The organism is Pseudomonas sp. 8O, assembly GCF_902506495.1.
GTDB lineage: Bacteria > Pseudomonadota > Gammaproteobacteria > Pseudomonadales > Pseudomonadaceae > Aquipseudomonas > Aquipseudomonas chaetocerotis.
Window position 1 is genome coordinate 52,539 of sequence record NZ_LR733267.1, and the last position, 25,113, is coordinate 77,651.

The following is a 25,113-nucleotide window of genomic DNA, read 5'->3' on the forward strand; positions in this document are numbered from 1 at the left end:
CGGGAATCAAGGTCAGGTTCAGGCTATCTGGAAAGGATAGACCGAGCCCAGTTTAAGGATCTGCGTCAGTTCATCCAATGCCGTACGACATTCGATCAGCAATTGCGGGTCGGCCAGATCGGCTTCGCTGAGGCGGTCGCGGTAATGCTTGTCGACCCAAGCCACCAGAGTGTCGTGCAGCGCGTCGCTCATCAGCACGCCCGGATTGACCGCAGCCAACTCCTGCTCATTGAGCGCCACACGCAGGCGCAGGCAAGCCGGACCACCGCCATTCTGCATGCTCTGCTTGAGGTCAAACACGTGCACCTCGCGGATCGGCCCGCCGCTCGCGGTCAGTTGCTCCAGGTAGCGCCAGACGCTGGCGTTGCTCTTGCACTCCTCTGGCACCACCAGCAGCATGCTGCCATCGGCGCGCGTCAGCAGTTGGCTGTTGAACAGGTAGGAACGCACCGCATCCTGCACGCTGACGGCAGAAGCAGGAACGCAGATGGCCTGAAAGTTGCCGCCGCGCCGGGCCAGTTTTTCACCCAGTTCGGCCAGTACCTTGTCGGTGCTCAGGAAGGCATCCTGGTGATAGAGCAGCACCTCGCCGTTGCCCACGGCGATCACGTCGTTGTGAAACACGCCCTGATCGATCACCTCCGGATTCTGCTGGGCGAACACCACACCGGCCTTGCCCAGGCCATGCAAGCGAGCCACCGCATGAGAGGCTTCCAGGGTCTGCCGCGCCGGGTAGCGCTGCGGGGCCGGATAGCGGCTGTCGAAAGCGCTGCGGCCGTAGACGAAGAACTCCACACCAGCGTCGCCATAGCCCTTGCAGAAACGCGTGTGGTTGGCCGCACCTTCATCACCGAACTGGGCCACAGCTGGCAGCGCCGAGTGATGAGCGAAGTGCGCATCGTTGGCGAACATCGCCTGCAACAACCGGCTGGTGGTGGGGTGCTCGATGCTGCGATGGAACTTGCAGTTGAGGTTGGCAGCAGTGAAATGCACGCGCCCATCGGCCGTGTCGGCGCTGGGGCTGACAGTGCAGGCATTGGCGGTCCACATGCTGGAGGCCGAACAGCTCGCAACCAATAAAGGCATGGCGCCCTTGGCAGCCTTGGCGATCACCTGCGCGTCGCTGCCGGTAAAGCCCAGGCTGCGCAACGCAGCGACGTCCGGACGCTCCTGCGGTGCCAGCACGCCCTGCTTGAAGCCCATGTCCATCAGCGCCTTCATCTTCGCCAGGCCCTGCTTGGCAGCCTCCTTGGGGCTCGACACGGCCTGACTGTTGCTCTGCGACGCGACGTTACCGTAGGACAACCCACCGTAGTTGTGAGTCGGCCCGACCAGGCCGTCGACATTCATTTCATAAGCGGTCATTACAGAATCACTCCCGGGGTCAGGGTCGCGGGTAAGGCCAGGCTTTCGCTCTCGAGCCCGGCCACCGGGTACGCGCAGTAATCCGCTGCATAATAGGCACTGGCGCGATGGTTGCCCGAAGCGCCGATACCACCGAAAGGCGCAGTGCTAGCGGCGCCAGTGAGCTGTTTGTTCCAGTTGACGATACCGGCGCGGCTATGCAGCCAGAACTGCTCGAAGCGCGCACGTGAGTCGGACAGCAGGCCGGCGGCCAGGCCGTAAGCCGTGGCGTTGGCCTCGGCGATGGCAGCCTCGAAACTGTCGTAGCGGATCACCTGCAGCAACGGGCCGAAGAACTCCTCGTCAGGACGCTCGCCAACCGCTGTGACATCGAGAATGCCGGGCGTCAGTAGCGCGGCACCCGCCTGCGGCTGGGTCATCGCCAGCAATGCGGTGGCGCCGCCCGCCAGCAAGTCCTGCTGCGCCTGCATCAGTTGCGCGGCGGCCTGCAGGGAAATCACCGAACCCATGAACGGCGCTGGCTGCTCGTCGAAACGACCAACCTTGATCTGCCCGACGACCTGCACCAGACGCGCCAGCAGAGCGTCGCCCCACTCTCCTTGCGGCACCAGCAGGCGGCGCGCGCAGGTGCAGCGCTGGCCGGCAGAAATGAACGCGGACTGGACGATGGTGTACACGGCGGCATCGACGTCCGCGACCTGATCGACGATCAGCGGGTTGTTGCCGCCCATCTCCAGCGCCAGGATCTTGTCCGGGCGCCCGGCGAATTGGGCATGCAGCAGGTTGCCGGTGCGGCTGGAGCCGGTGAAGAACAGCCCGTCGATACCAGGATGGCCGGCCAGGGCGACACCGGTTTCGCGGCCGCCCTGCAGCAGGTTGAGCACGCCCTCGGGCAGCCCGGCCTCAATCCAGCATTGCACGGTCAACTCGGCTACCTTCGGCGTCAGCTCGCTGGGCTTGAACAGCACGCAGTTACCAGCCAACAGCGCCGGCACGATATGGCCGTTAGGCAAGTGGCCGGGAAAGTTGTAGGGACCGAACACCGCGACCACCCCATGCGGTTTGTGGCGCAACACCGCAGTGGCGTCGCCCAGCGGGCCGCTCTTCTCACCTGTGCGCTCGCGATAGCTCTGAATGGAAATGGCGACCTTGCCCACCATGCTGTTCACTTCGGTGGCAGCTTCCCACAATGGTTTGCCGGTCTCCTCGCCAATTGCCCGGGCCACTTCGTCGGCACGCGATTTCAAGCAGGCGGCGAAGCGCTCCAGCACGGCGATGCGGCCATCCAGCGAATGCGCGGCCCACAACGAGAAAGCGCCACGCGCAGAGGCAACGGCTGCATCGACCTGCGCAGCGGTGGCGCCCCGACCCTGCCAGAGCACGGCCTGGCTGACCGGGTCGAGCGATTGCAGCGACTCGCCCTGACCGGGCTGCCACTGACCTGCGATGTAATGAGTGTTCATTTTGTTTTACCACTCCCAGCATTTTCCAGCGGCCTGCTTGGGCCGCCGCGCAAACCCATAACTCAGCCGTGCGCCGCCAGCGCCACGGCGCGTACCTGATCACCAGCGGAAAGGCGCAGACGCTTGGCGGTCAGCGGATCGACCACCAGAGTGCCGGCCGCCAGGCGCGCAGGCGCAGCGGTGATTCGGCAGTCCTGGCGCTTACGGTTGTGTACCAGGAACGGTTTGGCGTCATCACCCGGCGTACCGATGGCCAGTACCAGGTTCTGGCTGCCCTGCACGGCGCGAATCTTCGCGGTTTCCGCCTCGATGGCCGGGCCAGCATCGAAGATGTCGACATAACCCTGATAGCTGAAGCCCTCGGCCTTGAGCATGGCCAGCGCTGGCTCGGTGTCCGGGTGCACACGGCCGATCACAGCGCGCGCATCCTCGGAAAGAAAGCAGGTATAGAGCGGAAACTTCGGCATCAGCTCGGCAATGAAGGCCTTGTTGCCGACGCCGGTGAGGTAGTCCGCCTGAGAGAACTCCATCTTGAAGAAATGCCGGCCGAGGCTCTCCCAGAATGGCGAGCGCCCACGCTCGTCGGACATGCCGCGCATCTCGGCGATCACCTTGTCGCCGAACAGCTCGCGAAACTCGGCGATGAACAGAAAGCGCGCCTTCGACAGCAAACGTCCGTTGAGGCCAGTGCGGTAATCGGCATGCAGGAACAGCGAGCACAGTTCGGAGTTGCCGGTCAGGTCGTTGGCCATGAACAGCGTCGGCACCTGGCGATGGATGTTCAACTCCTGCGAAGCGCTGACGGTCAGGCCCACACGGTAGTTGTACCAGGGCTCACGCAGACCGACGGCGCCGGCCACCGCAGAAATGCCCACGACCTTGCCGGCATCGTCTTCGAGCACGAACAGGTAGTCGGCATCGGCACGTTCGGCCTCGCCACGAAACGCCTTCTCCGCCCAGCCGACCCGGTGCGCCAGGCGCTCCTCGTTGGCCGGCAGCGTGGTCAGGCCCGCGCCGGTGCTGCGAGCCAGGTCGATCAGGGCCGGCAAGTCGGCACTGCGCACGGGACGAACAATCATAAAGCCTCCAGATTCCTCAAGAGCGCCGCCGGCACTCTCCTCTGCCCTTGAAGGGCGCCCACTCCAGCCGGAGAGAGCCTGTTAAACCGCTACCAACCTGACGCTGGCGCCTTCGCCGACACCCAGGGCCTCGGCCGCCTGTGCGCTGAGCACCACAGGCTTACCCGGCACCCAGTCGAGATCGGCGACGATGGCGCGGAAATCCTGCAACTGGCCGTTGCTCACCAGGTACTGGCGCCCGCCCACATCGGCCTCACCGATCTTCACCGGCACCAGGCGACTCTGCGCGATGCTGCGGATGCCCGAGGTGCGTGCATGCAGGGTCGGGCCACCGTCGAAGATGTCGATGTAGTGATCGGTCTCGAAGCCTTCGCGCATGAGGATGTCGAAGGTGATCTGCGCGCGAGGATGCACCTGGCCCATGGCCTCCTGCGCCTCGTCGGAGAGCAGCGGCACGTAGATGGGGTAATGCGGCATCAGCTCGGCGAGGAAGGTGCGGCTCTTGAGCCCACACAGGCGCTCGGCCTCGGCGTAGGTCATGTCGAAGAAGTTGCGCCCCAGCGCGTCCCAGAACGGCGAATCACCGTTCTCGTCGCTGTGACCGACGATTTCCACCACCACGGCATCAGCGAAGCGCTCCGGGTGGCCCGCCATGAACAGCAGGCGGCCGCGCGAATTGAGCTCGGCGAACACACTGCTGACCAGCGGGCGCTCGACGTAGAAGCTGGTAAGCAGGCTGTTGCCGGTCAGGTCGTGACACAGCGACAGCACGTGGATCTTGTTGTGGATCTTCAGCTCACGCGAGTTGTGCACGAAGGTTTCGTTGCGAAAGCTGTAGAAGGGCTCGGAATAGCCCGCCGAGGCGACGATGCCGGAGCAACCGACCAGGCGGCCGCTCTCGGTGTCCTCGAGGACGAAGAAGTAGCTCTCCTCGCCATTGAAACTGACTTCGGCGGCGAACGACGCATCCGAGGCGGCGATCTTGTCGCCCAGCCGATCTGCATCGTCCGGCAATGAAGTGACACCTACCGGGCTGTCAGCAGCCAGTCGCTGCACTTCGGCCAGGTCCGCCATTTGCGCAGGGCGCATCACCAGCATGGGTCACTCCTTCTAAACAGGGTATTCGTAGCCCGGGTCGGGCAAACAGCCGTGGGAGGCGCTTTCGGCTCGGGCATCCCGCTTCGCTCTACCTCCTGCATCCATGCAGTCGCAGCGGCGATTGTCGCGGCCAAAGCCACTCCCACGGCAAGTCGGCAAAAACTCAGGCGGCCGTCAGTTTGCTCAGCGCACGCTCGAAACGCGCCAGGCCTTCGTCGATATCGGCCTCTTCGACCACCAGGCTCGGAGCGAAACGCACCACGTCCGGGCCTGCCTGCAGAATCATCAGGCCTTCGGCAGTGGCGGCATCGAGCACCTGCTTGGCCTTGCCCATCCACGCCTCATTGAGTACACAGCCGAGCAGCAGGCCCATGCCACGTACCTGCTCGAACAGACCGTACTGCTTGCCCAAAGCCAGCAGGCGCGTCTTGAACTGCTCGCTCTTGGCCTTCACACCGTCCAAGGTCTGGCGGGTGTTGACGATATCCAGCACCGCCTCACCGACTGCACAGGCCAGCGGGTTGCCGCCGTAGGTGGTGCCATGGGTGCCAGGCGAGAAATGCTTGGCCAGATCGGTGGTGGTGAGCATCGCCGCGATGGGGAAACCACCGCCCAGGCTCTTGGCGCTGGAGAGAATGTCCGGTACCACGCCGTAATTCATGTAGGCGAACAGTTCGCCGGTACGGCCCATACCGCTCTGCACCTCATCGAACACCAGCAGCGCGTTGTGCGCGTTGCACAGCTCGCGGGCGCCTTCCAGATAAGCCTTGTCCGCTGGCAGCACGCCGCCCTCGCCCTGCACGGGCTCCAGCACCACTGCGCAGGTCTTGTCGGAAATGGCGGCTTTCAGCGCGTCCAGATCGTTGTACGGAACATGGGTGATGCCCTGGATCTTCGGGCCGAAGCCGTCGGAGTACTTCGGCTGACCTCCGACGCTGACGGTGAACAGCGTGCGGCCATGAAAGCTGTTGGTGGCGGCGATGATCTCGTGCTTTTCCGGGCCGAAACGGTCATGGGCGACGCGACGGGCCAGCTTGAACGCTGCCTCGTTGGCCTCGGCGCCGGAGTTGCAGAAGAACACGCGCTCGGCGAAGGTCGCTTCGACCAGTTTCTTGCCCAGGCGCAGGGTAGGCTCGTTGGTGAAGACGTTGGAGATGTGCCACAGGGTATTGGCCTGCTCGGTCAGCGCCGCGACCAGTGCCGGATGGCAGTGGCCCAGCACGTTGACGGCGATGCCGCCGGCGAAGTCGATCAGCTCTCGACCGTTCTGGTCCCAGACTCGCGAACCCAGGCCGCGCACAGGGACGAAGGCAGCAGGGGCGTAGTTGGGGACCATGAACTGGTCGAAATCGGCGCGTTGCACCGCATCGTGCTGAACGGACATCAAAGCTCTCCTGATGAGAAATACCGGCCGCAGACAGGCGACGAAGCACCCGAAACGACAGGGAATGCAAGGATTGTAGGGACTGAATCGGGGCCGGCATTGTCGCCATGCGACAACTTCTTACAGCGCCACCCCAGGTTTTCCGCGGGTTTTCGTCCAAGCGACAGAAAGCGTCGGAAAGGCGCAGTTTAATCGCAGATCGCCGCCTGTAGCACGCCGCTGGAAAAATTCTCCGCAGGCTGACCGGTCGGTATCGAAAGTCCTGCTTGCGTAGCTCGGATGCAATCCGGGGCCGACAACAGATCGCCCCGGATTTCATCCGGGCTACCGCCAGCGCATACCGTGGGAGGGGCTTTAGCCGCGACCGCCCCGATCAACCACGCTCGACCGGCGTCGACGTCAGCTCGAAGGGGCTGTTGCTGCGACGCTGGTTGCGATCGTCACGCGGCGTGGCGCCGAAGAAGTTGCGGTAGGCACTGGAGAAGTGCGGCCCCGAAGAGAAGCCGCAGGACAGGCCGATCTGGATGATCGACTTGCTGGTCTGCATCAGCAGTTGGCGCGCCTTGTTCAGGCGCAGCTCCAGGTAATACTGGCTGGGCACGCGATTGAGGTACTGCTTGAAGATGCGCTCCAGCTGACGACGCGACACGCACACATGCTGTGCGATCTCGTCGGTGGTCAACGGCTCTTCGATGTTGGCTTCCATAAGCAGCACGGCCTGGGTCAGCTTCGGATGGCTGGAGCCCAGACGATTCTGCAGCGGAATGCGCTGACGCTCACCGCCCTCGCGAATGCGCTCGACCACCAGTTCCTCGCTCACTGCACCGGCCAGTTCGGCGCCGTGATCGCGCGCCAGCACTGCCAGCAGCAGATCGAGCACCGCAAGGCCGCCACAGGCGGTCAGCCGATCACGATCCCAGTCGAACAGATGACTGGTGGCGATGACCTTGGGGAAGCGCTCGGAGAAATCGTCCTGCCAGCGCCAGTGCACTGCTGCGCGATAACCATCGAGCAAACCGAGCTGAGCCAGCGGATAGACCCCGGCAGACAGCCCGCCAATCACACAACCACTGCGCACCTGCTGCTTGAGCGCAGCCGCCAGACCGGCAGAAACCTGCGCCGGCGGCGCATCGGCCAACAGGAACAGCTTGTCCAGCCCCTCCAGATGCCCGGCCCAGGGCTCGCCCGGCAGACGCCAGTCACCGGCCGCCAGCGGCTCGGCCTGGAGGAACACCAACTCGTACACCACTTCCGGATGCACGCGCTGGGCGACACGCAGGGCCTCCTCCGCCAGGGACAGGGTCAGGGCCTTGGTGCCGGGCCAGTATAAAAAGCCAATTCGATGGGGGGTCATGAAAGCCTGTTCACAGTTTGCTGCGCGTCGGGCCTGCTGCGTTAAAAACAGGCTCGGAATGCTCATGTACAAAAGTACACTCCGCTTCCTCGCCTGTTTTTGCCTTGCATGCCTCTAGCTCGCAAGACTTTGAACAGGCTTTGAGACGCAGTCTAGCTTCTTATTATTTGAGACTGCCGGAAAGGAACTGCTGCAGTCGCTCGGATTGCGGATTGGCCAGCACTTCCTTCGGGCAACCGCGCTCCTCGACCAGCCCCTTGTGCAGGAACACCAGTTGATTCGACACCTCGCGGGCAAAACCCATTTCGTGGGTCACCACCACCATGGTGCGACCTTCGGTGGCCAGGTCCTGCATCACCTTGAGCACTTCGCCGACCAGTTCGGGGTCGAGCGCCGAAGTGGGCTCATCGAACAGCATCACCTCCGGCTCCATGGCCAGAGCACGGGCTATTGCCACGCGCTGTTGCTCACCACCACTCATATGCGCGGGGTAGGCGTCCTTGCGGTGCGCAACGCCGACCTTGGCCAGGTAATGTTCCGCCTTGTCGCGGGCTTCGGCCTTGCTCATGCCGAGTACGTGCACCGGCGCTTCCATCACGTTCTCCAGGGCGCTCATGTGCGACCACAGGTTGAAGTGCTGGAACACCATGGCCAGGCGCGAGCGCATGCGCTGCAGCTGCTTGGCATCGGCGGCGCGCAGCGAACCGTCCTTGGCCGATACCAGCCTCAGCTCTTCATTGTTGAGCAGGATCTTGCCGGCATGCGGCTGCTCGAGCAGATTCAGGCAGCGCAGAAAGGTGCTTTTGCCCGAGCCGCTGGAGCCGATGATGCTGATCACGTCGCCCGCCTTGGCCGCCATCGACACGCCCTTGATCACCTCATGGCTGCCGTAGCGTTTGTGCAGGTCCTGAACTTCGAGTTTGTACATGTTCGGGTTCTCTTGAATCGTCAAGGCATCAGGCCTTGCGCGGCGCCATGTAGGCAAGCCAGCGGCGCTCGGCCAGCTTGAACAGGCGCACCAGGATGAAGGTCAGCGCCAGGTAGAGCAGGCCGGCGGTGATGAAGGCTTCGAACGGCATGTAGTACTGCGCGCTGACCGTGCGCGCGGCACCGGTGATGTCGATCAGGGTCACGATCGACGCCAGCGAGGTGGTGTGCAGCATCATGATCACTTCGTTGCTGTACTGCGGCAGCGCACGGCGCAACGCCGACGGCAGCAGGATGCGCCGGTAGAGCTTGCTGCGCGACATACCCATCGCCTTGGCCGCCTCGATCTCGCCGGGCGGCGTGGCCTTGAGGCTACCGGCAAGGATTTCCGCCGTGTAGGCGCTGGTGTTGATGGCAAACGCCAGGCAAGCGCAGAAGGTGGCGCTGGAGAAATACGGCCACATGAAGCTGTCACGGATGAACTCGAACTGGGCCAGGCCGTAATAGATCAGGAACAGCTGTACCAGCATCGGCGTGCCGCGAATCACGTAGGTATAGAGCCAGGCCGGGAAGTTGACCCAAGGCGATTTAGACACCCGCATCAGCGCCAGTGGCAGCGCCAGGCTGAGGCCGAACGCCAGGGAGATCAGCAGGATTTTCAGGGTGACCAGCACGCCACCCCAGTACAGCGGCAGGCTCTCCCAGATCATTTGATAGTCGAAGATCATAGGTCAGCCACCTTGGCACCCACCGAGTAGCGCTTCTCGAGAAAGCGCAGCGCCAACAGCGAAACACTGGTCAGTACCAGGTACAGCCCCGCTACCGCCAGGTAGAAGGTAAATGGCTCACGCGTCGCGTCGGCCGCACTCTTGGCCTTGAACATCATGTCCTGCAGGCCGACCACGGAAATCAGTGCGGTGGCCTTGGTCAGCACCAGCCAGTTGTTGGTGAAACCGGGAATGGCGAAACGGATCATCTGCGGCACGAGAATGCGGAAGAACACCTGCATCCCGCTCATGCCATAGGCTGCACCGGCTTCCGCCTGCCCCTTGGGGATCGCCATGAAGGCGCCACGGAAGGTTTCCGACAGATAGGCGCCGAAGATGAAGCCCATGGTGAACACGCCAGCGACGAATGGGTTGATGTCGATGTAGTCGTCATAGCCGAGCATCGGCGCGATACGGTTCACCATGTCCTGGCCGCCGTAGAAGATCAGCAGGATCAGCACCAGGTCGGGAATGCCGCGAATCACCGTGGCGTAGGTATCGCCCAACGCCGCCAGCCAGCGGATCGGCGACAGACGAAAGGCCGCACCCAGCAGCCCGAGGAAGATCGCTACTGCCATCGACGTCAGCGCCAGAAGCAGAGTGAGCCAGGCACCATCGAGAATGGTCGAGCCGTAGCCTTGAAGCATGCGCTAATACCTCTCAGGCACCCCAGGCGCCGCCTAGCACAGAGAAAATTCATGTCGCTCACGCGACGGGCCGCTGGGTGAATACCAGCATGGGTATTCACCGACTCCGCAGAACCAAGAAAAAAGTGGCACAACCTCAGAAGGTTAGTGCCACTTCATCTGCCTGGGACGTTTACTCGCCGTAAACGTCGAAGTCGAAGTACTTGTCCTGCACTGCCTTGTACTTACCGTTGGCGCGGATGGCCAGGATGGCAGCACTGATCTTGTCGGCCAGCGCCTTGTCACCTTTACGCACGGCAATGCCCTGGCCTTCGCCGAAGTACTTCACGTCAGTGAAGTCCGGGCCGGCGAACGCGAAGCCCTTGCCAGAGTCGGTCTTGAGGAAGCCGTCATCGATGTTCACCGAGTCGGCCAGGGTGGCATCCAGACGGCCGGACTGCATGTCCAGGAACACTTCGTTCTGCGAGCTGTAGCGCACGACTTCGGCTCCAGCCGGGGCGAAGATGTCGGTGGCGTAGCGGTCGTACACGGACGAACGCTGCACGCCAACCTTCTTGCCTTTCAGGTCGACCAGCGGGTCCTTGATCTCGGTACCGGCCTTCATCGCCAGCTTGGCAGGCGTGGCGTAGTACTTGCCGGTGAAGTCCACGGACTTCTTGCGATCTTCGGTGATCGACATGGAAGACAGTACAGCGTCGAACTTGCGCACTTTCAGTGCCGGGATCAGGCCATCGAACTCCTGCTCGATCCACTTGCACTCGACTTTCATCTCTTCGCACAGGGCGTTGCCGATGTCGTAGTCGAAGCCGGCAATCTGGCCATCGGGAGTCTTGAATGCGAAGGGCGGGTAAGCCGCCTCGATGCCGATGCGCAGCGGCTTCTCGGCCATGGCCAGGGGCGACATCAGGGACAGCGCCAGGGCGCCGAGCAGTGCGATCTTCTTCATTCTTTGCTCCTTCGAATTGGGTATGACATCGAGGCAGTGAGGGGCCCGGGCCTTTTAAGGATTGTAGAAGGCGGTGCTGCGCTGTCGTGGTGGACGAGCGACACAGGGGCCTTGGCTGGGTGTGCGGCATTCTAGCGGCAGGCAATGAGGCGATATTTCCTCAATGCGACAACTAATTACAGAAGCACAGGAAGCGCCGGCGACAGATATTGACAGCCAGGCAAAGGAGTGATCAAGCGAAAAGGGCAAACGGATACTTACAGCAATACTCAGGCCAGGAATCAACGAATGTCCATTTCATGGGCATCAACGCCTCTAACGCGTTCCAACTCGCGCTGAAATTTGCACCGTATCGGCACGCTCACGTTCCCTAACCGCCCAATTGAGTGCGCACTGTTACCGCGGCGCCACTCAAACCGTAGGGTGCGCCGTGCGCACCGAGAGAACCGAGCCTGATAGCGAAACCCACAAGAAGCCGGTGCGCATGGCGCACCCTACCCATCGACGCGCAGGCTCAGGCGTGCGCTCACGCGGTTTTCCTCGGCGCGGTCCAGCCCGGCTTCCTCGACGCGCACGCCCTGCCCCTCCAGCACCTGAATCCAGCGCAGCAACTGGGCGAATGCCACCGGCTGCAGGTTGACCTGCACCACGCCCAAGCCTTCGGTATCCAGACGCTCGATCACCAGCCCCTGCTCAGCCGCACTCGTCGTGACCACCCCCTGCAGGCGCGCCGGGTCGAGGCTGGCGCGTGGCTGCAAGTCGCGCCCCTGCACCTGTGGCGCACGGCTCTGCATATAGGCGTACAGGGCCCGCTGCTCTTCGAATGCGCTACGCGCGGCCTGAGCATGACGCTGCACCGGTTGCCACAACGCCAGATATAACAGCACCAACAGCAGGAAAACGCTCAGCGCCACAAGTGCCAGGCGATCGCGTGCCGGCAGCGTTTGCCAGCGTTGTGCCAGCGGCGAGCGCTGCCAGTGCAGTTGCAGACTTTCGCTCAATCCCGTCCTCGACATGCCCATCACCCTCCTATCACCACGCGAGCACTGACGCCCTCGGCTTCACGGCTGGCCGAGCCCATCTGCACCGACAGGCCGGATTCCTCCAGACGCTCACGCAAACGCTCCAGCTCGGCAAAGCCCGGCGCCTGTAATTGCAACGACAGATCGCCACGGGTCGCGCTGTAATCGAGCTGATTGACCTGCACCAGCGCTGTACCCTCGGCCTGCAGCGCCGCCGCCACCTCGGCCAGCAGCCCCAGCACCGGGCTGTCACCACCCGAGGACTGCGTCAGATGCTGATCGAACTGCGCACGCAGGTTGATCAGCTTGCTGTCCTGAGGAAACAACTCGCGGTACAGCGCCTCGTTGGACGCGGCGTAAGCATCGGCTTCGCGCTGCAGGTACCAACCCTGCGCGAGCGTGAAGCCCCACTGCAGCACGAAGCACAGCGCCAGTACCCCGGCCAGCGGGCGCCAACGCCGCCAACTGTCGCCACTCTGGCGCAGGGCGAACTCCCCCTGAGCCAGATCGACACCGTTGCCCTGACGCACCAGCCATTGATGCGCGTCCTCCAGCAGATGCACCTCATCCACCGGCTCGGGCAGCACCTGCCCATCTGGCGCACTGGCGATGCATGGCGATGGGCAACGGCCTGCCAGCGCTGGCCAGTCCTCGCTCTGCAAAGCCAGGCGCCAGGGCGCCTCGCCACCGAGCAACCAGCGCGACTGCAACCAGAGCAGCTGACTGCCCTGGCGTGGCAGCAGATCGGCATCGACGCGAATCGCCTGCGGCGGTTGCGCCGCGCACAGGGCCAGGCACTCGCGCAGCCAACTGGCGCGCAGCGCATAGACGCGGTGACGGCCATCGGCCAATTGCTCACCCAGCGCCAGGTGCATCAGCTCGACATCTTCGGCCAGCAACTCCTCCACCGCGAACGGCAGCGCCTGGCGCATCCAGCGCGCCTTCTGCGTAGGCAGTTGCACGGCGCAGGCGGTGACCACCTCCACCGGCAGCACCAGCTCCCACTGTGCCGGCAAATCGGCCAGGGCCTCGGCCAGACCAAGAGAGCGACTGCTGTCTGCCGTGACGCGCTGCACGGGTAGATCCGCTGAGAGCGCGTGGCACGCCTCAGGCGGCAGAAAAATCCATGTCGGGTTCATTCTTGTTGTTCCTCGATGGGCCGTGGCGGCATACCGCCCTGCCCCAGATCACGCGCCAGGACACTGACCTGGCCATCATTGCTGCGCTGCAGCAGGCTACGCAATACCACCCGGCGTTCACCCAGACTCACTTCGCTGAACACCTCGAAATACTGGCTACCGACCGCCAGCCCCTGTACCACCTGTTCACCCAACCCGGCGAGCGCAGGCTGAGCAGCGAAAGCAGCCGGGCTGAGATACCCCTCGTCACCACGCCCGGCGATCAGTGCCAGGGCCGCATCCGGCGTCAGTCCATCGGACAGGCTGGATAGCACCATCGCGCTGGCGGTGTTGACGTTGAGCAGCGCCTCGCTCGGCAGCGCGCTGACGAAGGGTTGCAGCCGGCGATAGTCGGCCTCCTCCATCTCCAGCAGCAGGCGCAGTTCGGACACGTCGGTGATCTCGCGATTGGCAGTGCGATAAGGCGGTGTCGCCAGCAGATACTGGCCGTCCTCGGCGCCATTGCCGCCCCGCAGTTCACTGTCGCTATCGAGCCAATCCAGCAAGCGCTCGGCATAGGGTTTGTCGATGCCCAGACGCAACAAAAGGCGGCGCAGGCGCAGCACCGCCAGCTCGTTGGGCCGCCCCTGGCGCACCAGGCTGTTGAGGTTGAAGCGGCCACCAGGATCGGAGATGCGCACCCACAGCTCGCCGCCTTCATCCAGCGGGAACGTCAGCGGCCTGGCCCAAGGTTCCAGCAGGTGATCAACCGGCTGACGTGGATCACCCCGGCGCAGGTCGCGCTCCAGCACCGCCTTGGCCAGCGTCTCGCCCCCCAGGGCGTAGTGCCAGGCCTGGGTCACGTGCAACTGGTTGGCGCTGCTGCGGATCGACAGCTGCTGACGGGCGATCAGCCCCGCACACACCACCGTGACCACGGCGACCACCAGCAGCACAGTGATCAACGCCACCCCATTCTGCCGCTTCATGACTGCGGCACCTCGTTAGAATCCTCTGGCGGCACGCCGGTAGAGCTCTGCGCCGGCAGATCAGGCAGACGCAGCAGACGGCGCAGCTCGCCATAGCGGCGATGCTGCAGGCGTAGCTCCACAGCACGCGGCAGCTCGGTGAGCAAACCGTCGCCAGAAGCATTGGCTGGCGGCCAGTCAGGCTGCCACTGGCCGTCCTTGTCCAGATAGCGCAGGCTCAACGACTCGACGCCATCGAGCGCCTGCTGGATCTGTGGCGTGCTGTCCTGCGCGCGATCCAGCACGCGCCAGTAACGCCGCTGCCACTGCTCGCCACTGAGCTGCCAACGCACCCGCTGTACCTCGGCACGCGGTTGGCCGAGCGGGTTGCGCCAACCGACGCGACTCAGCTCCAGCGCCGTGGCATCAGCCAGATCGCCGTGCAGCGCTGGCTGGGAATCACCGAAAGCATCGCGAATCGGCCGTACCGTGACCTGGCGCAGGTCGCGCTCGAAGGCTGACAGGGCGCGGGTCAACTCGCGCAACTGACGTTCGTGCTCACGAGTGACGGCATCGGCGCTGAGCACGCTGTCGAGCATGCGGTAGGTAGCCAGGCCCAGCAGGGCGAAGATGGCAATGGCGATCAGCAGCTCCAGCAGGGTGAAGCCGCGCTGAGCGCTCCCACACATCATGGAGCCCCCAGAAAACCGCTGAGGGTCACCAGTTGGTAGGGTGGGCTTTAGCCCACCAAGGCTGGCCGCTGTTGGTGGGCTGAAGCGGAGCGCCGCCCGGCCCATCCTACGGGCTGGAGCGAGCGTCGCGAGCGAAATGGCGTCGCCACGGATTCGCGAGCAGAGCTCGCTCCTACGCATCATGGCGCCCCCAGGAAACCGCTGAGTGTGACCTGCGCCCGCTCACGCAGATCGCCCCTGGCGCCCCGCTCCTCGGCGGCGACCCACAACGTCACGCGGCGCATGGCCGGCTCACTGGTGGCCTGGATTTCGCTTTGCCACGACCAGCGACGACCGGCGAACTCCACCTGGCCCTGGTCGCGGCCATCAGCCGGTGGCGTGTCGGCCAGTTGCAGCTCGGTCAGCTGGTTGTCCGCCACCCACATGGCCAGGGTCTTGTTCTCAAGCTGACTGGCCGTGCGCACGCTGCGTGCGCTGGCAGTCAGCACGCTGGCGGCAATCAGGGCGAAGATGGCCAGGGCCACCAGCACCTCGAGCAGGGTAAAGCCGCGTACTGGCCTCATCGCGCGCGCCCCGTGCCCAGTTCCTCGACACGCGGCAGACCGAAGCCATCGCTGGACAGTTGCAGGCGCAGGCCGTCACGACGGCGTTCGGAGATACGCAGGCGAAACGGAGTCAGCTCGCCACTGGAAAGGATCAGCAACTGCGGTGCATCAGCACTGGCCTCGCCCCCGAGAGTCAAGGTCTCACCTTCCACTTCGCCCTCCACCTCAAGCGTCACTTCGGCCCACTCCGGCAGGCGATGAGCCTGGCGATCCAGCGCCTGCCATTCGCCGCGCTGCGGGTCGTAGCGCAGCACCCGATAGCCTTCACGGGTGAAACTCAGGCCGTATTCGCGATTGTCCAGCACCGCCTCGTCGACCAGCACGCCGATCAGCCCACCGAGGCGCTCGGCCTCGCTGCGCAGCTCGCGCGCCGGCCCGGCGATGCCGGTGCTGAGTACCGCCAGACCGATCAGGCTGCCGAGAATGACCAGCACCACCAGCAGCTCGATCAGGGTAAAACCGCGCTGCGCCTTCAACGTAGGAGCGAGCTCTGCTCGCGAACATGGGCGATTTCGAACGCTTCGCTCGCAACGCTCGCTCCCACAGGCGAACAGCGGCATGGTCGAGTCAGAGATCCCAGTTGCCGATATCGGCGTTCAGATCGCTGCCACCCTGCTTGCCGTCGGCGCCGAGCGAGTAGAGATCGAAGGCACCCTTGGTACCGGGGGCCAGGTACTGATACGGGTTGCCCCAGGGGTCGATGGGCAGGCGCTTGAGGTAGCCATCCTTGCTCCAGTTCTTCGCTTGTGGGTTACCGCTCGGCTTGTTCACCAGCGCCTCCAGGCCCTGCTGGGTGCTGGGGTAGTTGTGGTTGTCGAGCTTGTACATGTCGAGTGACGCGCCGATAGCGCGGATATCGTTCTGCGCGGCGGTGACCTTGGCCTGATCAGGCCGGCTCATCACCTGCGGCACCACCAGCGCCGCCAGAATGCCCAGAATCACCACCACCACCATGATTTCAATCAGGGTGAAACCTGCTTGTCTGCTATTCACCTTGCTACCCCACCATCTGGTTCAAAGAAAGAATCGGCAGCAGGATGGCCAGAACGATCACCAGCACCACTGCCCCCATGAAGACCAGCATGAACGGCTCGAACAATCCGACCAGCAGAGCGATCTGAGCGCCGAGGTCGTTCTCCTGGTTCTTCGCCGTACGCGCCAACATCTGATCCAGCTCACCGGAGCGCTCACCGCTGGCGATCATGTGCAGCATCATCGGCGGGAACTGTCCGGTGGCCTCCAGCGAGCGGGTCAGGCTGCCACCTTCGCGCACCTTCTGCGCCGCCACCAGCACCTCGCCACGGATCACCCGGTTGCCGATCACCTCGCCGGCAATCGCCAGCGCCTCCACCAGCGGCACACCGCTGCGGGTGAGGATCGCCAGGGTCGAGGCAAAACGCGCGCAATCGGTGGCGCGGCCCAGCTGACCGACCAGCGGTATGCGCAGCAGAAACCGATGCCAGCGCAGCCTGAACGCCTCGTCACGCAAGGCTGCGCGCAAGGCGACGACCGCCAGTATCAGCGCCACCAGGGCAACCAGCCCCCAGGCCTTGACCCAGTCGCTCAGGGCGATCAGCCCGCGCGTCAGCGCTGGCAGGGTCTGCCCGGAATCGACGAACACCTTGACCACGTCCGGTACCACGTAGCCGAGCAGAAAGCCGACGATCAGCAAGGAGGCGCACATCAGGATCACCGGGTAGAGCAACGCCAACTGCACTCTCTGTCGCGACTGCTGACGCTGTTCGGTGTAGTCGGCCAATTGCTCCAGCACCGGGCCGAGGTGCCCGGCATGTTCTCCCGCCGCCACCGTGGCGCGGTATAGCTCGGGAAACGCGGCCGGAAATTCCTTCAGACTGCCGGCCAGGCTGTGGCCCTCCAGCACGCGGGCGCGCACCGCCAGGAGCATGCTCTGGATACGCGAACGGGTGGATTGCGCAGCAGCGGCACGCAGCGCTTCTTCGATGGGCAGCGCCGCCTGGATCAGCGTCGCCAACTGGCGAGTGACCAGCGCCAGGTCGCGCGCCGACAGGCCACGTACAAAACCCAGACGCGCCTGCCCGCTGTCCTGCTCGCGGCTGCGCGTGGCTTTGACCTCCAGCGGCGCCAGCTGGCGCTCGCGCAGCAGTTGGCGCACCTGGCGCGCGCTGTCGGCTTCCAGCACGCCCTTCTGCTGGCGGCCGCGCCCATCGAGGGCGATATATTCAAAGGCAGCCATCGGCAAATCGCTCCGGTTGTTCCCGTAGGAGCGGCCTTAGCCGCGATCTGCGCCGCCCCGCCGCTCCTACAGGAGCCAATGCCAACATCCCACTCGCCATCATTCCTCTCGCGTCACGCGCAGCACTTCCTCGACCGTGGTCACCCCTTCCAGCACTTTGCGCCGGCCATCGTCACGGATGCTCGGGCCCAGGGTGCGGGCGTGGCGGGTCAAGTCCTGCTCGGAAGCGCGACTGTGCACCAGCGTGCGTATGGCTTCATCGAATATCACCAGTTCGTAGATCCCGGTACGCCCACGGTAACCCTGCTGATGACAGTGGGCGCAGCCGCGAGCGTGGTACAGGGTCGGCGGCGAACTGGCCGGCACGCCGAGCAGCGCGCATTCGGCCGCATCGGCCACATAGGGTTCCTTGCACGCAGGGCACAGCACCCGCACCAGGCGCTGGGCCAGCACGCCCAGCAAGGATGACGACAGCAAGAAGGGCTCCACGCCCATGTCCACCAGGCGGGTGATGGCGCCGATGGCGCTGTTGGTGTGCAACGTGGAGAGCACCAGGTGGCCGGTCAGCGAAGCCTGCACGGCGATCTCGGCGGTTTCCTTGTCGCGGATCTCGCCGACCATCACCACGTCCGGGTCCTGACGCAGGATGGCGCGCAGCCCCCGGGCGAAGGTCATGTCCACCTTGGTGTTGACCTGAGTCTGGCCGATGCCTTCGAGGTGATATTCGATGGGGTCCTCGACGGTGAGGATGTTGCGCGTATGGTCGTTGAGGCTGACCAGGCTGGCGTACAGCGTGGTGGTCTTGCCCGAGCCGGTGGGGCCGGTAACCAGCAGGATGCCGTGCGGCTTGCGCACCGTCTCCTCCATGAGTTTGCGATCCTCGGCGCGCATGCCCAGGTGCTGCAAAGACAGGCGACCGGCCTGTTTGTCGAGCAGACGCAGCACCACCCGCTCACCATTGGCCGAGGGCAATGTGGACACGCGAATGTCCACCTCACGCCCACCGACCTTGAGCGAAATGCGCCCGTCCTGCGGCACGCGCTTCTCGGCGATGTCCAGCCGCGCCATGACCTTCACCCGCGAGACCAGCAACGCCGCCAGCTCGCGCTTGGGTTCGAGCACCTCACGGAGGATGCCGTCGACGCGAAAACGCACCACCAGGCGTTTCTCGAAGGTCTCCAGGTGAATGTCGGAGGCGTTTTCCTTGATCGCTTCACCCAGGATGGCGTTGATCAGGCGGATGATCGGCGCATCGTCCTCCTGCTCCAGCAGATCTTCGGTTTCCGGCACCTGATCGGCCAGCGAGGCCAGATCGAAACTGCCGCCGATGTCCTCGGCCAGCTGCATGGAAGCGGAATCGTGTTGATAGGCTGCACCCAGTACCTGGGCGAACTCAGGGGCACTCAGCACCTGCAGCGGCAGGCGGCGCCCGGCGAAGCGCTGCGCCTCGGCCAGCGCCACCGGGTCACAATCGGCGCGATGAGCCAGGCTGGTGCGTTCGTCCTGCATGACGAACACCACACCGTGACGCTTGGCAAAGCTGAAGGGCAGACGGCGCAGCGGAATTTCCAGCAACGAAGTGTTCATGTGTGACCTTAGAACAGAACCTTATTCGGGCAGCACAGCCAAATCTGACTGTTCGACCCAATGGCTACCTCTGGAACGGTCTTTTTGTGCATACATTCGACTATCTTTAACACATCGTCTGTAACTGTACACCCACCCTATTTAGGGGATGCCAACCTCGCGCAGGCTGCTATGATCAGCGCGCGACGCCCAGCACATAAGAAGAATTGGACTGTCGTTTTCGGAGTGATGCTTTTGCCCATCTCGGCCCTTTCCCAGCGGATCAAGGACAATGCCCCGAGCCTGATCGGTATGCTCGTGCTGATCGCCTTGAGCGTGAGTCTGGCCTGGCAAAGCGCAGAATTGCTGCGTCTGGTGCGCGGCCCCGTGCAGCAACCGCTCAGTCAGGCTGCACCCGATCTGCAACAGCGCGCACAGGCGCCAATCGCTCAGTTGTTCGGCAGCCCACGCCAGGCCGACAGCGGCCCGCCACCGGCCACCAACCTGCAACTGACCTTGCTCGGCAGCTTCGTCCACAGTGACCCGCAACGCTCCACCGCCGTGCTCCAGCGCCAGGGCCAGAGCGCCCAGCGTTACACCGTCGGCATGGATGTGGACAGTGGTGTGCGCCTGGATGCCGTCTATGCCGATCACGTCGAACTGCTGCGCAATGGCCGCCGCGAAAGCCTGGCCTTCCCTCGTCAGCAGAGTGGCCAGTACAGCGTCTATACACCAGCGGAAGAAACGATCAACGACCCCGTCGAACAGCTCGATCAACTCGACCAGAACAACCTCGAACAACTGCGTCAGCGCATGCAAGACCTGCGCGAACAGATGGAAGCCTCTGGCACCCTGCCAGAGGAAACGCCCGCCGATCAGCTCATGGAAAGCGACTGAACCGATGCATGTTCTCCGAAGCAGACTGACCCTCGCCATCCTAGCCGCCGGCCTGGCTGCTGTCCCCTTGCCTTCGCTCGCGCAAATCGAGCAGGTACCGGCCAGCGCCAATCAGCAGGAAGAACGCTGGACCATCAACCTCAAGGGCGCCGACATCCGCGAGTTCATCGATCAGGTCGCCGCCATCACCGGGCAGACCTTCGTTGTCGACCCGCGCGTGAAAGGCCAGGTCAACGTGATCTCCAGCACGCCGCTGGGGCTGTCCGAGGTCTATCAACTGTTTCTCTCGGTGATGGCCACCCACGGTTTCAGCGTGCTGACCCAGGGCGACCAGGCGCGCATCGTGCCCAATGCCGAGGCCAAGGCCGAAGCCGATGCCAGCCGCCCGGCGCCGGACCGCCTGGAAACCCGCCTGATCCAGGTGCAGCACGCTCCAGTGGCCGAGCTGATCCCGCTGATTCGTCCACTGGTGCCGCAATATGGCCACCTGGCTGCCGTCACCTCGTCCAACGCGCTGATCATCAGCGACCGCAGCGCCAACATCGAACGCATCGAAGACCTGATGCGCCAGCTTGACCGCAGCGGCGCGCAGGACTTCAGCGTGGTCACCCTGCAGCACGCCTGGGTGATGGACGCCGCCGAAGTGCTCAATACCGCCATTGCCCGAGGCCAGGCCAAGGGCACCAGCGCCACCCAGGTGGTGGCCGACGCCCGCACCAACCGCCTGATTCTACTTGGCCCACCGGACGCCCGCGCCAAACTGGCTGACCTCGCACGCTCGCTGGACAGCCCCACCAGCCGCTCGGCCAATACCCGGGTGATCCGCCTGCGCCACAACGATGCCAAGTCCCTGGCCGAAACCCTCGGAGAAATCTCCGAAGGTCTGAAGAATCAGGAAAACAGCGAAACCACCGGCAGGCAGTCGAACATCCTCATCCGCGCCGACGAGAGCCTCAACGCTCTGGTGCTGCTGGCCGAACCCGATCTGGTCGCCACCCTCGAAGACATCGTGCGCCAGCTCGACGTACCACGTGCCCAGGTAATGGTCGAAGCGGCCATCGTCGAGGTCTCCGGCGACATCACCGACGCCCTCGGCGTGCAGTGGGCCGTGGATGCTCGTGGCGACAGGGGCGGCCTGGGCGGGGTCAACTTCTCCGGCACCGGCCTGTCGGTGGGCAGCGTGCTGCAGATCCTGCAAAGTGATGAAATACCGGAAGACCTCACCCTGCCCGACGGCGCCATCATCGGCATCGGCAGTGATCGTTTCGGCGCACTGATCACCGCACTCTCGGCCAACAGCAAGAGCAATCTGCTGTCCACGCCGAGCCTGCTGACCCTGGACAACCAGAAGGCGGAAATCCTCGTCGGACAGAACGTGCCCTTCCAGACCGGCACCTACACCACCGACGCCTCGGGTGCCGGTAACCCCTTCACCACCATCGAACGCCAGGACATCGGCGTGACCCTCAAGGTCACCCCGCACATCAACGAAGGCGCCACCCTGCGCCTGGAGATCGAGCAGGAAATCTCCTCCATCGCCCCCAGCACCGGGCTCAACGCCCAGGCGGTCGATCTGGTGACCAACAAGCGCTCGATCAAGAGCACCATCCTCGCCGACGACGGCCAGGTGATCGTGCTTGGCGGCCTGATTCAGGACGACGTTACCCAGGCCATCTCCAAGGTGCCGCTGCTGGGCGACATTCCCTTTATCGGCGGGCTGTTCCGCTCCACCCGCGAATCCCACATCAAGCGCAACCTGATGGTCTTCTTGCGGCCGACCATCGTCCGCGACGGCGCCGGCCTGGCTGCGCTGTCGGGCAAGAAGTACAGCGACATTCGCATCATCGGCAACAGCGGCCCGGACAACGGCCGCCCCAGCATCCTGCCCAGTACCCCAAGCCAGCTGTTCGACGGCCAGGGCACACCAGCGGTGGATTTGCGCCAGTAACGATAGAGCGTCATCCCGTAGGGCGGGTGCAATCCGCCGCAATGGCGATGGCGGGTTGCACCCGCCCTACCTATTGAATTGTGGAGCGCCACAAACCGTGGGAGGCGCTTTAGCGGCGACAAGCTTTACAGCAGTCGCGGCTGAAGCCCCTCCTAAAGGGCGGCAGGTTCACGTCACAACGCCGGCGTACGCGGCGGCACCTGACGCTTGCTGCCCGTGGCCTCATAGGCTGCCGCCAGTTGCAGCAGCGCCGAGTCGTCGTAGGCACGGCCGGCAAAGGTCAGCCCCACCGGCATACCGATATCGACCATCACGCCCATCGGCACGGTGACGGTGGGCACACCCAGGTGACGGATCGCCAGGTTGCCGTTGGCCACCCACACACCGTTGCTCCAGGCAATATCGGCGGACGCCGGATTCACGTCGGCATCGGCCGGGCCGACGTCGGCCACGGTGGGGAACAACACCGCATCCAGGCCCAATTGATCCATCCAGTCTTCCAGATCGATCTTGCGCGTGTGCTCCAGACCGCGCAGGCCGTCGGGCAGCGTGGCAATCTGATCCCAAGGCTTGATGCCGCGCTTGGCCATGTTGACGTACTCGTCCATGCCCGCCGCCAGGTCGCCCTCACGGTTCGGCAGCGTGCCAGGATCATGCGGAAAGATCTGCGGGCCATCCACATCGACCAGACGGTTGAGTTTCGGGTCACCATTGGCGCGCAGAAAGTCGTCGAAGGCCCAGCCGCTCAGCTCCCAAAGCTCGTCGTGCAGGAACTCGGGCGTGACGATGCCACGGTTGAACACGGTCGGCGCACCGGGGCGGTCGCCCTCGCAGTTGGACACCAGCGGGAAGTCCACCTCCACCACCTCGGCGCCTGCTGCCTCCAGCGCCTGACGCGCCGCTTCCCACAGGTCGATCACCGTCGGCCGGGTGTGAATGCGCTGGCCCGTCGGCCCGCCGATGCCAGGGTTCTCGCTGGTACCGGCCTCTTCGTCCTTGTTGATGAACATCTTCGGCACACCAAGGCGCTTGCCCTTCAGCGCATCGGCCCTGGCCGCCAGCGCCAGGTAGGACTCGGGACGCACCTCGGAGGCTTTCGGGATCGGCACCCAGGGCTGCAAACGCCACAAATCGCCCCGGTTGTCCGGGTCATCAGCCACCACCACGTCGAGCACCTGCAGCAGGTCGGCCATGGTGCGGGCATAGGGCACCACCACATCCATGGTCGGCGTCAGCGGCCAGTTGCCACGCACCGAGATCACCCCGCGCGACGGCGTATAGGCGCACAGGCCGTTATTCGAGGCCGGGCCACGTCCGCTGGACCAGGTTTCCTCGGCCAGACCGAAGGCGGAAAAGCTGGCGGCAGTCGCCGTGCCGGCACCATTGGACGAGCCCGAAGCGAACGGTGCAGTCAGGTAATCGGCGTTGTATGGGCTTTCCGCGCGGCCATAAACACCGCGCTGCATGCCGCCATTGGCCATCGGCGGCATGTTGGTCTTGCCCAGGCAGATGGCGCCTGCCGCACGCAGGCGCTCGACGGTGAAGGCATCTCGCTGCGCCACCAGGTCCTTGAACGCCGGGCTGCCGGAGGCCGCCGTCAGCCCCTTGACCAGGTAGCTGTCCTTGGCGGTATAGGGAATGCCATCCAGCGGGCCGAGGGTTTCGCCACGGGCGCGTCGCGCGTCGGACGCTTGGGCTTCCTTCAGCGCATCGGGGTTGCGCACCACCACCGCGTTGAGCCTGGTGGCCGTATTCGGGCCGTCATAGGCGTCGATACGCGCCAGGTAGGCCTTGACCAGCTCGACCGCCGTGGTGCGGCCGGACTCCAGCGCCGCGCGTAGCTCGGCAATGGAAACTTCGGTTACCTCGATCATGGTGTCATCACTCGCAATAGACGGGCCTGCCGATCTTGGGCGGCCCTGAATACGGAAAACAGCGTTTTACCGGGCCAACACACCACCACACTGTCGCAAGCCGGGCCATCGGAACAAAGCGGCGCTTAGCCTGAAAACAGGCGACAGTGGCAAATGATACATGCCAAGGCCAGCAGCCTGCGATGGACATCACGGTATGGCGACAGGCACGATTTCTACCCGGTCGGAATGATTAATCAAGCGAAAGGCGCGCAACCGCGCATTGTCATAGCCACGCTCATCAGTGAATCGATCGCTCACCAGCACGATCAGGTCCGGGTAAAGAAACACGCCCGGATTGAAGTGCGCGACCGACAGCACGGAACTGGTTTCCCGCCCAACAAACGGCGGCGCAAAATTGACCAGCTTGCCCCGATGATAGACGCGATACTCGACTCTCACACCGCCGGCAGGATGCGGGTCATGCACTTGCCGAATCGACCACCAGTTGCCTCCCTCATAAATCACCCGTTCGCTGACACTACGGCTGCACCCCGGTAGCCAAGCGATGACCAAAGCGAGAAGACAATGAAAGAGCTTCATCACGAATCCCTGTGCTGAGAAAGTGGGTATATGCCACACCAGGCAAGCCTAGCAGCGCGACGGACGAAATCGCTGACAACATCCGGATGACACGTGCAGTCCGCCACAGCTACCGCAGTCGCTTACCTGATCGCACGCCAGGCACATGCACTCCCCTGCTATGTTCTCAGTCCCCGAACACGAAACTGGAGAACATCGCCATGTCTCACCTCACCGGCGGCTGCCTCTGCGGCCAGATGCGTTTCGAAACCAGCGGCCAGCCTTATCGGGTCGGCGTCTGCCACTGCATGGACTGCCGCAAGCACCACGGCGCCCTCTTTCATACCTCGGCGATATTCCCGCAGGACGCGGTTAAGGTAGAGGGCGAAACCGGCCAGTACGCCGGCCGCCACTTCTGCCCGCACTGCGGCTCACCGGTGTTCGCACGCTCGGCGGATGAGATCGAAGTGAACGTCGGCTCGCTGGATGAGCCGAACCAGTTCACTCCTACCTACGAACTCTGGACCATCCGCCGCGAAACCTGGCTACCGCCCTTGCCCTTCGACCGTCACTACGCGCGCGACCGCGACCGCAGCACGCGCCACGAGTAGAGCCAC

Annotated in this window: 24 protein-coding genes; 3 read left to right on the forward strand and 21 right to left on the reverse strand. The window is 64.0% G+C overall.

All coding sequences use genetic code 11. The annotated features are described in order from the left end of the window. Positions 1-18 precede the first annotated feature (18 nt). From astB to gspE, 19 genes are all read right to left on the reverse strand, one after another. Positions 19-1,365, reverse strand: a complete 1,347-nt coding sequence (gene astB, locus GV002_RS21420) for an N-succinylarginine dihydrolase (RefSeq protein WP_160020299.1) — start codon at positions 1,363-1,365, stop codon at positions 19-21. Next, positions 1,365-2,828, reverse strand: coding sequence for a succinylglutamate-semialdehyde dehydrogenase (gene astD, locus GV002_RS21425; protein WP_160020300.1), 1,464 nt, complete (start codon positions 2,826-2,828; stop codon positions 1,365-1,367). The genes astB and astD overlap by 1 nt, the downstream gene beginning before the upstream one ends. A 62-nt stretch (positions 2,829-2,890) precedes the next feature. Then, entirely contained in the window at positions 2,891-3,907 is a 1,017-nt protein-coding gene (gene astA, locus GV002_RS21430) for an arginine N-succinyltransferase (protein WP_160020301.1), read from the reverse strand. Between the two features lie 81 nt (positions 3,908-3,988). Then, positions 3,989-5,005 (reverse strand): arginine/ornithine succinyltransferase subunit alpha, encoded by a 1,017-nt coding sequence (gene aruF, locus GV002_RS21435; RefSeq protein ID WP_160020302.1) that lies wholly within the window; start codon positions 5,003-5,005, stop codon positions 3,989-3,991. 163 nt (positions 5,006-5,168) lie between these two features. Next, positions 5,169-6,389, reverse strand: a complete 1,221-nt coding sequence (locus tag GV002_RS21440) for an aspartate aminotransferase family protein (protein WP_160020303.1) — start codon at positions 6,387-6,389, stop codon at positions 5,169-5,171. A 373-nt stretch (positions 6,390-6,762) separates the two neighbouring features. Continuing rightward, positions 6,763-7,743 carry a transcriptional regulator ArgR gene (argR, locus tag GV002_RS21445; protein ID WP_160020304.1) on the reverse strand — a complete coding sequence of 327 codons (981 nt, stop codon included), beginning with the start codon at positions 7,741-7,743 and terminating at the stop codon, positions 6,763-6,765. A gap of 163 nt (positions 7,744-7,906) precedes the next feature. Continuing rightward, positions 7,907-8,671, reverse strand: a complete 765-nt coding sequence (locus GV002_RS21450; RefSeq protein WP_160020305.1) for an ABC transporter ATP-binding protein — start codon at positions 8,669-8,671, stop codon at positions 7,907-7,909. A gap of 28 nt (positions 8,672-8,699) precedes the next feature. Continuing rightward, positions 8,700-9,398 (reverse strand): ABC transporter permease, encoded by a 699-nt coding sequence (locus GV002_RS21455; RefSeq protein ID WP_160020306.1) that lies wholly within the window; start codon positions 9,396-9,398, stop codon positions 8,700-8,702. Beyond that, on the reverse strand, positions 9,395-10,084 hold the full coding sequence (locus GV002_RS21460) for an ABC transporter permease (RefSeq protein WP_160020307.1): 690 nt from the start codon (positions 10,082-10,084) through the stop codon (positions 9,395-9,397). The genes GV002_RS21455 and GV002_RS21460 overlap by 4 nt, the downstream gene beginning before the upstream one ends. A 172-nt stretch (positions 10,085-10,256) precedes the next feature. After that, the gene (locus GV002_RS21465; protein ID WP_160020308.1) at positions 10,257-11,030 is read right to left on the reverse strand and encodes an ABC transporter substrate-binding protein; all 774 of its coding nucleotides are present in this window, start codon (positions 11,028-11,030) and stop codon (positions 10,257-10,259) included. 494 nt (positions 11,031-11,524) lie between these two features. Then, positions 11,525-12,052: a type II secretion system protein M gene (locus GV002_RS21470; protein ID WP_372241848.1), complete on the reverse strand. Its 528-nt coding sequence runs from the start codon at positions 12,050-12,052 to the stop codon at positions 11,525-11,527. After that, positions 12,052-13,191 (reverse strand): type II secretion system protein GspL, encoded by a 1,140-nt coding sequence (gene gspL, locus GV002_RS21475; RefSeq protein ID WP_160020310.1) that lies wholly within the window; start codon positions 13,189-13,191, stop codon positions 12,052-12,054. Before gspL ends, GV002_RS21470 begins: the two co-directional genes overlap by 1 nt. Next, positions 13,188-14,159 carry a type II secretion system minor pseudopilin GspK gene (gspK, locus tag GV002_RS21480; protein ID WP_160020311.1) on the reverse strand — a complete coding sequence of 324 codons (972 nt, stop codon included), beginning with the start codon at positions 14,157-14,159 and terminating at the stop codon, positions 13,188-13,190. Before gspK ends, gspL begins: the two co-directional genes overlap by 4 nt. Beyond that, complete coding sequence (gene gspJ, locus GV002_RS21485; protein WP_160020312.1) at positions 14,156-14,830, reverse strand: type II secretion system minor pseudopilin GspJ; 675 nt, start codon at positions 14,828-14,830, stop codon at positions 14,156-14,158. The genes gspK and gspJ overlap by 4 nt, the downstream gene beginning before the upstream one ends. Before the next feature lie 179 nt (positions 14,831-15,009). Continuing rightward, entirely contained in the window at positions 15,010-15,393 is a 384-nt protein-coding gene (gene gspI / locus GV002_RS21490) for a type II secretion system minor pseudopilin GspI (protein ID WP_160020313.1), read from the reverse strand. Next, complete coding sequence (gene gspH / locus GV002_RS21495; RefSeq protein ID WP_160020314.1) at positions 15,390-15,911, reverse strand: type II secretion system minor pseudopilin GspH; 522 nt, start codon at positions 15,909-15,911, stop codon at positions 15,390-15,392. Before gspH ends, gspI begins: the two co-directional genes overlap by 4 nt. A 91-nt stretch (positions 15,912-16,002) precedes the next feature. Further along, entirely contained in the window at positions 16,003-16,428 is a 426-nt protein-coding gene (gene gspG, locus GV002_RS21500; RefSeq protein WP_160020315.1) for a type II secretion system major pseudopilin GspG, read from the reverse strand. 4 nt (positions 16,429-16,432) lie between these two features. Next, complete coding sequence (xcpS, locus tag GV002_RS21505; protein ID WP_160020316.1) at positions 16,433-17,650, reverse strand: GspF family T2SS innner membrane protein variant XcpS; 1,218 nt, start codon at positions 17,648-17,650, stop codon at positions 16,433-16,435. Between the two features lie 99 nt (positions 17,651-17,749). Continuing rightward, on the reverse strand, positions 17,750-19,237 hold the full coding sequence (gspE, locus tag GV002_RS21510; RefSeq protein ID WP_160020317.1) for a type II secretion system ATPase GspE: 1,488 nt from the start codon (positions 19,235-19,237) through the stop codon (positions 17,750-17,752). Positions 19,238-19,465: 228 nt separating this feature from the next. Between gspE and GV002_RS21515 the strand changes: the two genes are divergently transcribed. Both GV002_RS21515 and gspD read left to right on the forward strand, forming a co-directional pair. Continuing rightward, the gene (locus tag GV002_RS21515; protein ID WP_256667166.1) at positions 19,466-20,113 is read left to right on the forward strand and encodes a type II secretion system protein N; all 648 of its coding nucleotides are present in this window, start codon (positions 19,466-19,468) and stop codon (positions 20,111-20,113) included. Between the two features lie 4 nt (positions 20,114-20,117). Further along, a complete protein-coding gene (gene gspD / locus GV002_RS21520; RefSeq protein ID WP_160020319.1) occupies positions 20,118-22,061 on the forward strand; it encodes a type II secretion system secretin GspD in 1,944 nt (647 codons plus the stop codon). 173 nt (positions 22,062-22,234) lie between these two features. Here gspD and GV002_RS21525 read toward each other — a convergent pair whose 3' ends face one another. Together GV002_RS21525 and GV002_RS21530 are read right to left on the reverse strand one after the other, a co-directional pair. Further along, complete coding sequence (locus GV002_RS21525) at positions 22,235-23,935, reverse strand: amidase (RefSeq protein ID WP_160020320.1); 1,701 nt, start codon at positions 23,933-23,935, stop codon at positions 22,235-22,237. Between the two features lie 189 nt (positions 23,936-24,124). Then, a complete protein-coding gene (locus tag GV002_RS21530; RefSeq protein ID WP_160020321.1) occupies positions 24,125-24,517 on the reverse strand; it encodes a hypothetical protein in 393 nt (130 codons plus the stop codon). Between the two features lie 200 nt (positions 24,518-24,717). On the opposite strand from GV002_RS21530, the gene GV002_RS21535 reads away from it, so the two are divergent. Further along, a complete protein-coding gene (locus tag GV002_RS21535; RefSeq protein ID WP_160020322.1) occupies positions 24,718-25,107 on the forward strand; it encodes a GFA family protein in 390 nt (129 codons plus the stop codon). Positions 25,108-25,113 lie beyond the last annotated feature (6 nt).